General features: G+C 65.4%; 13 protein-coding genes. 10 read left to right on the top strand and 3 right to left on the bottom strand.

Annotated features, from left to right (window positions below; genetic code table 11):
- Positions 1–8: 8 nt before the first annotated feature.
- Positions 9–1,178, bottom strand: coding sequence for a thiolase family protein (locus ACZ60G_RS24975; RefSeq protein ID WP_465812733.1), 1,170 nt, complete (start codon positions 1,176–1,178; stop codon positions 9–11).
- Positions 1,179–1,279: 101 nt separating this feature from the next.
- Between ACZ60G_RS24975 and ACZ60G_RS24980 the strand changes: the two genes are divergently transcribed.
- Positions 1,280–1,792 (top strand): winged helix-turn-helix transcriptional regulator, encoded by a 513-nt coding sequence (locus tag ACZ60G_RS24980; protein WP_465812735.1) that lies wholly within the window; start codon positions 1,280–1,282, stop codon positions 1,790–1,792.
- A 5-nt stretch (positions 1,793–1,797) separates the two neighbouring features.
- On the opposite strand, the gene ACZ60G_RS24985 is transcribed toward ACZ60G_RS24980, so the two are convergent.
- Positions 1,798–2,445, bottom strand: a complete 648-nt coding sequence (locus ACZ60G_RS24985; protein WP_465812737.1) for an NADPH-dependent F420 reductase — start codon at positions 2,443–2,445, stop codon at positions 1,798–1,800.
- A gap of 163 nt (positions 2,446–2,608) precedes the next feature.
- Between ACZ60G_RS24985 and ACZ60G_RS24990 the strand changes: the two genes are divergently transcribed.
- A complete protein-coding gene (locus ACZ60G_RS24990) occupies positions 2,609–3,211 on the top strand; it encodes a hypothetical protein (RefSeq protein WP_465812739.1) in 603 nt (200 codons plus the stop codon).
- 96 nt (positions 3,212–3,307) lie between these two features.
- Here the strand turns inward: ACZ60G_RS24990 and ACZ60G_RS24995 are convergent, their stop codons facing one another.
- Complete coding sequence (locus ACZ60G_RS24995) at positions 3,308–4,402, bottom strand: ABC transporter ATP-binding protein (RefSeq protein WP_465812741.1); 1,095 nt, start codon at positions 4,400–4,402, stop codon at positions 3,308–3,310.
- Between the two features lie 817 nt (positions 4,403–5,219).
- Here ACZ60G_RS24995 and ACZ60G_RS25000 point away from each other — a divergent pair.
- The 8 genes from ACZ60G_RS25000 to ACZ60G_RS25035 all read left to right on the top strand — a co-directional run bounded on the left by ACZ60G_RS25000 (position 5,220) and on the right by ACZ60G_RS25035 (position 11,595).
- Positions 5,220–6,014 (top strand): LLM class F420-dependent oxidoreductase, encoded by a 795-nt coding sequence (locus ACZ60G_RS25000; protein WP_465812743.1) that lies wholly within the window; start codon positions 5,220–5,222, stop codon positions 6,012–6,014.
- Positions 6,015–6,200: 186 nt separating this feature from the next.
- Positions 6,201–7,991, top strand: coding sequence for an ABC transporter substrate-binding protein/permease (locus tag ACZ60G_RS25005; RefSeq protein ID WP_465812745.1), 1,791 nt, complete (start codon positions 6,201–6,203; stop codon positions 7,989–7,991).
- Positions 7,991–8,716 carry an amino acid ABC transporter ATP-binding protein gene (locus tag ACZ60G_RS25010; protein ID WP_465812746.1) on the top strand — a complete coding sequence of 242 codons (726 nt, stop codon included), beginning with the start codon at positions 7,991–7,993 and terminating at the stop codon, positions 8,714–8,716. Before ACZ60G_RS25005 ends, ACZ60G_RS25010 begins: the two co-directional genes overlap by 1 nt.
- Before the next feature lie 97 nt (positions 8,717–8,813).
- Positions 8,814–9,104, top strand: coding sequence for a hypothetical protein (locus ACZ60G_RS25015; protein WP_465812748.1), 291 nt, complete (start codon positions 8,814–8,816; stop codon positions 9,102–9,104).
- Between the two features lie 80 nt (positions 9,105–9,184).
- Positions 9,185–9,673, top strand: coding sequence for a GNAT family N-acetyltransferase (locus ACZ60G_RS25020; RefSeq protein WP_465812750.1), 489 nt, complete (start codon positions 9,185–9,187; stop codon positions 9,671–9,673).
- Between the two features lie 131 nt (positions 9,674–9,804).
- Positions 9,805–10,161, top strand: coding sequence for a nuclear transport factor 2 family protein (locus tag ACZ60G_RS25025; protein WP_465812752.1), 357 nt, complete (start codon positions 9,805–9,807; stop codon positions 10,159–10,161).
- 34 nt (positions 10,162–10,195) lie between these two features.
- Positions 10,196–10,615, top strand: a complete 420-nt coding sequence (locus ACZ60G_RS25030) for a hypothetical protein (RefSeq protein ID WP_465812754.1) — start codon at positions 10,196–10,198, stop codon at positions 10,613–10,615.
- Between the two features lie 140 nt (positions 10,616–10,755).
- Complete coding sequence (locus tag ACZ60G_RS25035; protein ID WP_465812756.1) at positions 10,756–11,595, top strand: alpha/beta fold hydrolase; 840 nt, start codon at positions 10,756–10,758, stop codon at positions 11,593–11,595.
- Positions 11,596–11,599 lie beyond the last annotated feature (4 nt).

Raw genomic sequence — 11,599 nt, forward strand, 5'->3', positions numbered from 1 at the left:
TCGGTGACTCAGAGCCGTTCGATAATGGTGGCGTTGGCCAAACCGCCTGCCTCACACATGGTTTGCAGACCGTAGCGCGCACCGCGCTCCTGCATGGCGTGCACCAGCGTGGTCATCAGCCGCGCGCCGGAAGCGCCGAGCGGATGTCCGATGGCGATGGCGCCGCCGTTCACGTTGACCTTCGACATGTCCGCACCGGTGTCGTGCGCCCAGGCCAGTACCACCGGCGAGAAGGCCTCGTTGATCTCGACCAGATCGATATCCGACAGCTGAAGTCCGGCGCGCTGCAACACCTTCTGCGTCGCCGGAATGACGGCGGTCAGCATGAGCAGCGGATCGTCACCGGCCACCGCGAAGCTGTGCAGCCGGGCCAGCGGCTTCAGTCCGAGCTCCTCGGCGCGTTCGCTGGTCATGATCAGCACCGCGGCGCTGCCGTCGCTGACCTGGCTCGCGGTCGCTGCGGTGATCTGCCAGCCGATTTGCGGGAAACGCGCGGCCATGGCCTCGTCGTAGTAGGCGGGACGCAGTTTGCCGAGGGTCTCCAGGGTGCTGCCGACCCGGATGCCCTCATCGGTTTCCAGTCCGGCGATGGGGGCGAGCTGACCGGCGAACGAGCCGTTCTTCGTTGCCAGCGCTGCCTTTTCGTGGCTGCCGAGGGCGAATTCGTCGAGCTGGTTGCGCGTCAGTCCCCAGCGGGCCGCGATCAGTTCGGCGCTGATGCCCTGGGATACCAGACCCTCCGGATAACGCTCGGCGAAGCCGACACCGGAGAAGTCGTCGGATCCGATCATGCTTGCGCCCATGGGAACTCGTCCCATCGACTCGACACCCGCCGCGACCACGATGTCGTACGCACCGGCGATCACGCCCTGTGCGGCGAAATGAATGGCCTGCTGGCTGCTGCCGCACTGGCGATCGACCGTCGTCGCCGGCACCGATTCCGGATAGCCCGCGGCCAGCGCCGCACGCCGGGTCATATTGGCGCCCTGTTCGCCGATCTGGGTGACAATGCCGCCGATCACATCGTCGATGAGCACCGGATCGATGCCGCTGCGGTCGACTACCGCGCGCAGGCTGTGTGCGAGCAGGTCCACCGCGTTGACATTGTGCAGTGCCCCGTTCGGCTTCCCCTTGCCGATCGGCGTGCGTACCGCTTCGACAATCACCGCGTCTCTCATAGTGGTTCCTTTCGAACCGTGAGCCGAACTCCTCCGCCTGGCTCTATTGGCTTATAGTCAGGTTAACGCCTGGGTATAGTCGACTCAAGCCAGAGTTCGCTATGATGTTCGTCATGGCAGCCGTGATGGAAGGACCGTTGGCAGATCTGAGCGCGTGGAAACCCACGGAATGCTCGATCGCGAAGGCGATGGACCTCATCGGCACCCGCTCGGCGATCCTGATCCTGCGCGAGGCCTACTACGGCACCACCCGCTTCGACGGTTTCGCCGCCCGGGTCGGCATCACCGATGCCGCGGCCTCCGGCCAGCTCCGCAAGCTCACCGAGGCGGGTCTGCTCGCCAAGCGGCCGTATCAGGAGGCGGGCAAGCGGACTCGCCACGAGTACGCGCTGACGGATATGGGTCGCGATCTACTGCCCGTGGTGCTCGCGCTCATGCAGTGGGGCGATGCGTACCTGCAGCCGGGACCCGCGCCGCTGCTGCTGGTCGAGGAATCCAGCGGTGCGCCGGTTCGGGTGGAGGTGCGCAGCGAAACGGGGCGCGAGATCGACCTCGAAGAACTCGGCGTCCGGCTCAACCCCGAATATTCGCGCGCCATCCGCTCGGCGAAGTAGTCCCCTCAGGCGGTGACCACCGCGTAGTTGATGTCCTCGGTGCCGAACTTGTTGTAGAGGTGAACCCACAGCAGCACAAGGGGTTCGGTGCTTCGTGCGGTCACGACGCCGCCCAGGTCGATGATCTGCTCATCGGACCAGCCGAAGGATTTCAGCAGCGCCGCCACCTCGGCCTTGGCCGACTGGTCGTCGCCGCTCAGAAAGACATTGTGCCGCCCTGGAATTCGGGACGGGTCTACCATGAGCTGGTTGTTCATGGTGTTGAGGGTCTTGACCACCCGCGCCTCCGGGAAGGCCTGCTGGATCGCCTCGGCGACGCTGCCCGCCTCGGGGGTGGCCAATTTCGGCGGGAATCCACCGGAGAAATCCAGTGCATTCGACACGTCCACCAGTACTTTCCCGCTCAGATTCGCCGCGCCCGCCGCAGTGAGCGCGGCCAGCGAGACGGTGCCGGAGGTCGCGTTGAACACCAGCTCGGCATCGGCCGCGGCGTCGGCGAAAGTGCCATGGCTGCCGCCGGTTTCGTTCGCCCACTCGGTTGCCGCCGCATTGTCGGCGGTTCTGGACCCGAGCGTCACCGCGTGTCCGAGTTCGACCAGCTTGCTCGCGAGCCTGCGTCCGACCTGCCCGGTACCGAGCACCGCTATTTTCAACGTCCACTCCTCACACAGATCCCCGTTCGAGCGTCGAGTTTATGAGTGCGGCATGGTCTTCGCGTGGCCTTCAGCCGTGGGCGAACGCCGATGGCATCGACTCGGCGCGGGCGGTGAATCCGCGCGCAGCGCCTAGACTCGCTCGAAAGTCCGAGGGGGAGATATGTCGTCCACATCGTCACGCCGATGGGGCTGTCTGCTGCCATTGGCTGCTGTGGTTCTGATGTTCGGGGGTTTCGCACTCTATCTGAAACTCGGGTCCATGTACGAGGATTCGCATCCGGCCGCAGCTGCCCCGCCCGACTTGTGCGCGGCGATCGGGACCAGCCTTTTCGAGCGTTCGGTGCCGGATGGCGTGCCCGAGCCCAATGCGAGCTACTCGTCGGGTTCCGATGCGGCTTGCCAGTACTACACGGCCAAAAGCCGTCCGATCGGCTCCGATATGTATGGCTTCCTAGGGGTGCGGCTGCTGCGCTATGGCCAGGTCGGCTGGGACTCGGGTGTCGACCGTGCCGCCGAAGCACTCGTCTCATCCTGTGCGAACAGCGCGCTCGCCGGTCAATTCCACGCTGCGAGCGGTCTCGGGGACGCGGCCTGCGCTGCCTTTAACGACGAGGGCAAGGACGGCACCGCATACGGTTCGGCCGTAGTCCGCCGTGGTGCGGACCTGCTCTGGTTGGACTACTACACACACCCAGGCACCGCCACACAAGCCCAGCAGGCGGTCACCGAGGTTACGCTCGCAGCCCTGGCAGGAGTTCATTGACCGGACCGTTGAATGGCCGGAATCGTCTCTGCGCGTGCACCTTCGCTGGTATCCGGTAGGAAGTTTCGGATTGGCGAAAGTGCACGCGCAGCGGTCTCAGGACAGGCGGCGACCGTCGACGGCGGAGAAGAAGTAGGTGTGTTCCGGTGTTGGTGTCAACTGCACCCGGGTGCCCTTCTCCGGCGGGTTGCGCCAATCCGCCCGCGCCACAATGGTTTCGCTCGCGCCGTTGGTCGCGCCCTCGGCAACCGTGCGGCCGTAGATGTAGGCGTCCGAGCCCAGCTCCTCGACGACGTCGACTTCCATCTGGATGCCCGACTTGTCCACCGCCCCACCGATTTCCAGATGCTCGGGCCGTACGCCGACCACTACCGAACCCTCTGCGGCATCCGCGACCGACCGCGGCACCGCCAGCTCGGCGCCGCCGACCTTCACCGCGCCGTCGGCGACCGGCAGCGTGAACAGATTCATCGCGGGCGAACCCATGAATCCGGCGACGAACACATTCGCCGGATCCCGGTACAGATCGCGCGGCGTCGCGCACTGCTGCAGCAGTCCGTCCTTGAGCACGGCGACCCGATCGCCCATGGTCATCGCCTCGACCTGGTCGTGCGTGACGTAGACGGTGGTGGTGCCGAGGCGACGCTGCAGCTGGGCGATCTGCGTGCGGGTCTGCACACGCAGCTTGGCGTCCAAGTTCGACAGCGGCTCGTCCATCAGGAATACCTGCGGCTGGCGCACGATCGCCCGGCCCATCGCGACGCGCTGACGCTGACCGCCGGACAGCGCCTTCGGCTTGCGGTCCAGATACGGCTCGAGGTCGAGCAGTTTGGCCGCCTCCAGCACCCGGCGCTCCTTCTCCGCCTTGGCGACCTTGGCGAGCTTGAGCGCGAAGCCCATATTCTCCGCGACGGTCATATGCGGGTAGAGCGCGTAGTTCTGGAACACCATGGCGATATCGCGTTCCTTGGGCTCGGCATGGGTGACGTCGTTGTCGCCGATCAGAATGCGCCCGTCGTCGACATCCTCGAGTCCGGCGAGCATCCGCAGCGAGGTCGACTTACCGCAGCCGGACGGGCCGACCAGCACGAGGAATTCCCCGTCGGCGATCTCCAGATTCAGCTTGTCGACGGCGGCTTTGGACGAGCCGGGGTAGAGCCGGGTCGCGCTATCGAAGGTCACGGTGGCCATGACAAATCACATCCCATCACCGGCAGGAACGTGCCGGACGATCCGAGTAAGGGTTGACCGGCGATATTACTGGATGTGCTCGATTCGCACACGATGCGCTCGAGTTCGCGCGCACGCCGAGCTGAATATCGGATCGGCGCGGTTGGCCACCACATGCGGCGGCGAGGACTGCCGGATGTGGCACGAGTTCGTCGCCATCTGTTGCCACCGGCACTTCCGTTCCCGTGCCGAGCACCGCACCGGCCGGTACGTCTGCTCCGAAACTCGCTGCCACGCAGGATGCTTCGGCTCCCGAGCCTGCGGCGAGCGGCCAGTTCCCGCCGGGCAACTGGGCCGGAGCAACCAGGGCTGGGAAATGCAGAACCGACGGTGTGCGCGCAACTCCTAGCATCAATCTGTGAAATTTGGAATGCTCTCCGCCATAGGTGCTCTCACCCTCGCTGCGGTGTCCGTGGCAGCTCCCTCCGCGTCCGCCTTTCCTACGGGCTCAGCCGGGAATGGGGACGGCCGAGAAGTGGTGATCGTCGACGGCACTCTGGAGCTGAGCAACTTGGACTCGTGCTGGGCTAGTGGCTTCGCGCGCGACATTCGCTTCGAGAATCGCAGCACCCGCAATTTCCTGGTGTATGCATCCAAAGACTGCACGGGTGAACCCACTGCGACCGTGACTCCGGGTGGATCCGCGACGTATTACGGCTGGTCGGCCACAGCGGCCCAATAGCTTGCGTCGACCGGGGACCCCGGTAATAGCTGCGCTGAAGATCGTGACGCCGGTAGCCTCGATCGGGGAACCAGACGAGCGACGAGGAGCAGGCTCATGACGCGACCGGTTCGAATCGGTGTACAGCTACAGCCCCAGCACGCCTCCGACTACGGACTCCTGCGCGACGCCGTGCTGCGCGCGGAGGATGCGGGCGTCGATATCGCCTTCAACTGGGATCACTTCTATCCGCTGACCGGCGACCACAACGGCGCGCATTTCGAATGCTGGACCATGCTCGGCGCCTGGGCCGAACAGACCGAACGGATCGAGATCGGCGCGCTGGTCACCGGCGGCGGTTACCGCAATCCCGATCTGCTCGCCGATATGGCGCGCACGGTGGACCACATCAGCAATGGCCGGCTCATTCTCGGCATCGGCGCGGGGTGGTTCCAGAAGGACTACGACGAGTACGGCTACGAATTCGGTACGCCGGGAACCAGGCTCGCGCTACTGAAGGCGAATATGGCCCGGCTCACCGCCCGGCTCGCGAAGCTGAATCCGCAGCCGACCCGAGATATCCCGATCCTGATCGGCGGCGGCGGCGAGAAGAAGACGCTGCGGCTGGTCGCGCAGTACGCCGATATATGGCACACCTTCGCCGACCTCGACGCCATCGCGCACAAGAACAAGGTCCTCACCGACCACTGCGCGGACGTCGGCACCGATCAGGCGAAGATCGAGCGCTCGGTGCAATGGCCGGGTGCGGAACGGGCGGCGACATTCGTCGACGCCGGGGTGAATCTGTTCACCATCGGTGTGAGCGGGCCGAAGTTCGACCTGAGTGAGGTCGAGCGGGCCGTCCGTTGGCGTGACGAAGTGAATCCGGAGCCGGTCAGGGGTCTGGCCTAGCCCTGGGCCGCACCGCCGGTCGGAGATGGGGTTCGAATCACCGTGATTCGAATTCCGGGATCGGGCCATGGTGCCGCATCCGTGCACGCCCGGCGGCCGTAGGCCTTGACGGCGAGGTGTAGCCGACCGCACGCGCCACGGGGTAGCTGCCTGTAAGCCCTGAATCGGACGTTAGGGTTCCTCACCATGGCTGGTCTGCCCGCTGTGCGGTCTCGTGCGTTGATCGCCGTGCTATTGCTTGCCGTCGGCCTCGCCGCCACGGCCTGCGGTTCCGGCGACGATTCCTCCGGTCGAGACCAATGCAGCCCGCCCGGACTCAGCGCGGCATCGGCCGCACCGACGAACCTCGGCTCGGCGGCCGCGGCGGGTGCGGACAAATACACCACCGCGAGCACGTTGCCGGTGTCGGCGATCGATACCAGCAAGCTGCGTTTGATCACGCCGGGCAAGCTCACGGTGGGGACGCTCTCGGATGCGCCGCCGAGCATCTGCTTGAACTCGGCGGGCTCGTTCACCGGCTTCGACAATGAGCTGCTGCGGGCGATCGGTGCGAAACTCGGCCTCCAGGTGGAGTTCTCGGGCACTGAATTCGCACCGCTGCTCTCGCAGGTTTCCGGCGGTCGCTTCGATATCGGTTCGTCGAATATCACCACCACCGCGGAGCGACGCGAACGCGTCGGATTCACCAACGGCTACGACTTCGGCTACTTCTCCCTCGTTGTCCCCAACGGCAGTGCCGTCAAGGGCTTTTCGGATCTGGGGCGCGGTAACCGGATCGCCGTCGTGCAGGGCACGGTGCAGGACGATTACGTGGTCAACCAGCTGCATCTGGATCCGGTGAAGTTCCCGGATTACGCCACCGCGTACGCGAATCTGAAGTCTGGTCAGGTCGATGCCTGGGTCGCGCCGTCGGCGCAGGCCGAGGGGCAGGTGAAGTCGGGTGATGGAACCACGATCATCCAGAACACCTTCAGCCTGGACAATTTCGTCGGCTACGCGGTCGCCAAGAACAACCAGCCGCTGATCGATGCGCTGAACAGCGGTCTCGATGCCGTGATCGCCGATGGCACCTACGCCAAGCTCTACGCCGACTGGGTGCCGAGGCAGTTACCGCCCGGTTGGAAGCCCGGCTCGAAAGCCGCACCGGCGCCGCAACTTCCGGACTTCGCCGCCATCGCCGCGGAGAAGAAGACCACCGACAGCGGACAGACCGCGCCGAAATCGACATTGCAGCAGTTGCGGGAGACGTTCTTCGACTGGTCGCTGTACCGCAAGGCTTTTCCCGATCTGTTCAAGACCGGTCTGCCGAATACCCTGATCCTGGCGCTGGTCTCGGGTGTGCTCGGTACCATCCTCGGCATGCTGCTCGCGGTCGCGGGCATCTCCCGGACGCGCTGGTTGCGCTGGCCCGCAAGGATCTACACCGATATCTTCCGCGGCCTGCCCGCCGTCGTGATCATCCTGATCATCGGACTCGGCATCGGCCCGGTCGTGCGCAATATCACCGGCAACAACCCGTACTGGCTCGGTGCGATCGCGCTGGCATTGCTGGCCTCGGCCTATATCGGTGAAATCTTCCGCTCCGGCATCCAATCCGTGGAGGCGGGTCAGCTGGAGGCCGCGCGTGCCATCGGCTTCGGCTACCGCCAGGCCATGACGCTGGTGGTGATTCCCCAGGGTGTGCGCCGGGTGCTGCCCGCGCTGATGAACCAATTCATCGCGCTGATCAAGGATTCCTCGCTGATCTACTTCCTCGGACTGCTCGCGACCCAGCGCGAACTGTTCGCGGTCGGGCGAGATCTCAACGCGCAGACCGGAAACCTCTCCCCGCTGGTCGCCGCCGGTCTGGTCTACCTGCTGCTGACCATCCCGCTGACGCACCTGGTGAACTACATCGACCACCGGATGCGCACCGGCCGGCCCGACCAGCCCATCGACCAGGTCGAGGCGGCCACGATCACGGAAGGGCGCGGGTAATGAGCTCCTCTCTCACCGGAACCGGTCTGCATCTGACGCTGGGCCACAACCATGTGCTGCGCGGCGTCGACATCCATGTCGACGCGGGTAAGACCACCACCGTCATCGGGCCGTCCGGCTCGGGCAAGTCGACACTGCTGCGGGTGCTGAACCGCCTGCACGAACCCGATCAGGGTGATGTGCTGCTGGACGGCAAGTCGGTGCTCACCGAGGATCCGGATAAGCTGCGCCAGCGCATCGGCATGGTGTTCCAGCACTTCAACCTGTTCCCGCACAAGACGGTCGCGGAGAATGTGGCGCTCGGGCCGCGCAAGCTGCGCGGGCTGTCCAAGGATGCCGCTCGCGCGCTGGCCGTCGAGCAGCTCGAGGTGGTCGGGCTGGCCGAGAAGGCCGATTCGCGGCCGGCGAATCTGTCCGGTGGGCAGCAGCAGCGGGTGGCGATCGCCCGTGCGCTGGCCATGCAGCCGGAGATCATGTTCTTCGACGAAGCCACCTCGGCGCTGGATCCGGAGTTGGTGAAGGGCATTCTCGCGCTGATGGCCGATCTGGCTACCCAGGGGATGTCGATGATCGTGGTGACCCACGAAATGGGTTTCGCGCGCAGCGTCTCCGACAGCGTGCTGTTCATGGACGCTGGTCAGGTAGTCGAAACCGGCACCCCCGACGCTCTGTTCGACAGCCCGCAGACCCCGCGACTGCAGCGCTTCCTCTCCCAGGTTTTGTGACCCGCAGCACACATCTAGTAAACTCGATAGATGCGCACCTGTTAATGTGTTGCCGCGCTCGGCGCCACATATCCAGCAATGGGAACGAGGAGGTCCGATGACCACAGCGCATCACGAGCACACCGACCACCAGCACGTCCACGGGCCCGGCTGCGGCCACGCCGAAGTCCCGCACGGCGACCACACCGACTACGCCCACGGCGGCCACCTGCACCGCGAACACAACGGCCACTGGGACGAATGCGAACCCGCCGGCCACACCGAACACACCGGCCACGACCACGGCCCCGATTGCGGCCATGAAGCCGTCCAGCACGGCGACCACGTCGACTACCTCCACGACGGCCACCACCACGCCGCGCACAACGGCCACTACGACGACCACTGAGCTCGCTGCCCGACTCGGCCGCAGCTCGGCAATCGGAAATCGACTCGCCGCGCCACTCGGATTCGAGTAGAGATGACGGGATGGGGATTGGCGATCCACTGGTTCGGCTGCTGACGCCCGACGACTGGGCGGCCTTTCGGAGCATTCGGCTGCGCGCCCTGGCCGATGCGCCGCATGCATTCTGCTCGACGCTGGAGCAAGCGCGCAGTAGGTCAGATCAGGATTGGTCGGACCTACTGACGCAGCGGGCGCAGTTCGTGGCGAGCGTCGACGGCATCGACGTCGGGACGGCTGCCGGGCTGGATGATCCCGAACGGCCTGGGGCGCACCTGATTTCGATGTGGGTTGCGGAAAAGTGCCGTGGGACCGGGATTTCGGATCGTCTCGTGCGATCGGTGGTCGACTGGGCGGTCGATATGGGGCATCGCAAGGTGTGGTTGGAGGTCGCCGCGGGCAACGCGGCGGCCGAGCGGTTGTATCTGCGGCACGGGTTCGTGCGAACCGGGGTGCGGGGGACGATCGCGCCCGACGATCCGAGACCGGAATTCGAGATGCTCTTGAACCTGTGAACCGCGCACGCTGACCGCATACGTATACGTCGGCGAAAAGTACTTATGGATGACTGATTCGGCACCCATGGCTCTGCTCATAACGTAGTTCCTGTCAGCGAAACCGCAGATCAGAAGCCTTGGAGGCCATCATGAACGAGCTCATCGCGCAGTACCTGGAAGTCTGGAACACCACCGACGCCGCCGCCCGCAAGGCCGGAATCGAGGCCGTGTTCACCCCCGAGGCCGGTTACATCGACCCGCTGGCCGCGGTCGCCGGACACGACCAACTGGATGCGGCCATCGCCGGTGTCCAGGCCCAGTTCCCGGGGTGGGTATTCACCCTCGCCGGACCGGTCGACGCTCACCACAACCAGGTGCGCTTCACCTGGGAACTCGGCCCCGTCGATGCCCCCGCCGTGGTTGTCGGCTTCGATGTCGCGGTCATCGAGGACGGACGTATCGCGAACGTCTACGGCTTCCTCGACAAAGTTCCCGCCACAGCCTGATCCGAACTCGTTATCCCAGAAGGAAATACCAGTCATGACCACCACCGCCCCCACCTACTTGTCCACCCTGCTCACCCCCGGCCAGAACCTGCTGCGCACCTCGCTGCGCCTGGACTCGGTCGTCACCACCGTCAACGGCCTTGCCTACCTGGCACTTTCGGGTCCGCTGGAATCCCTGCTCGGCCTGGACAGCAAGATCGGCATCCCGATCGGAATCTTCCTGGCCCTCTACGGCATCGGTGTCGCCCTGGTCGGCATGACCAAGACCATCAATACCAGGGCCGCCGCCGTGGTCGCCGCGGGTAATGCCGCCTGGGTCGTGGTGAGCCTGGCCGCCCTCGTCGAGGGTGCACTCGAGCTGAACCTGGTCGGCTCGATCTGGACCGTCATGCAGGCAGCCACCGTCGGCGGTTTCGCGGCCCTGCAGTACCTCGGCATCCGCAAGGCCCGCTGAATATTGGATCCGATCGACCAACCCCGCAAAACGCGGCATCGGCAGCGCTTACCCACCCCGCCGGCTCGCCGGCTGCCGTCCCCACTGTCCGATGCCGCGTTCGGCGTTTGCGGTCGGTGCCTGCCTCTAGAGTCGAGGCCGTGCTCGAGGCAACCAAGATCCCGACCGAATTCGGCACCTTCGACGCCCTGGCCAGCGGTGAACCAGGTGGGCGCGAAGTTCTGCTGTTGCACGGTTTTCCGGAGTCGGCCATCGCATGGGAGTTCCAGCTGACCGCCCTCGGTGGCGGCGGCTGCCATGTCATCGCGCCCGATCAGCGCGGTTATTCGTCAGGGGTGCGTCCCGACAAGGTCGCCGATTATCGCGTCGAGGAGTTGGTCGCCGATGTCATCGCCATCACCGACCAATTGGGTTGGCAGCGTTTCGATCTCATCGGACACGACTTGGGCGCGCACGTCGCCTGGGCAGTAGCGGCCGACCACCCGGCACGAATCCGAACCCTGACCGCCGTTTCGCAACCGCACCCCGCCGCGTTCTTGCAGGCCATGACCGCAGACGAAGACCAGGCCCAGCGAGCCCAGCACTTCGCCTACTTCCGCCAGCCCCGGACCCCCGAGCGCGCGCTTCTCGCCGACGATGCCGCAGCCCTCCGCAAGATCTTCGAATGGAAGATTCCCGAGGAACGCATCGACGACTACATCCACCGCCTCACCCGTCCCGATGCCCTCACCGCTGCCCTCAACTGGTACCGAGCCTTCCCGCTCGCCGGTCCGACCGCCCCGATCACCGTCCCGACCCTCTACGTCTGGGGCACCGAAGACCCCACCATCGGCTCCACCGCCGCCCTTGCCACCGCCAGCCACGTCACCGCCCCCTACCGCTTCGAAATGCTCGAGGACACCACACACTGGATCCCCGAAGAAGCCCCCGAATCCCTCACCCGCCTCATCATGGAACACCTCCTCGCCCATCGGACGTAGTCGC

Source organism: Nocardia sp. NPDC102475, assembly GCF_055584605.1.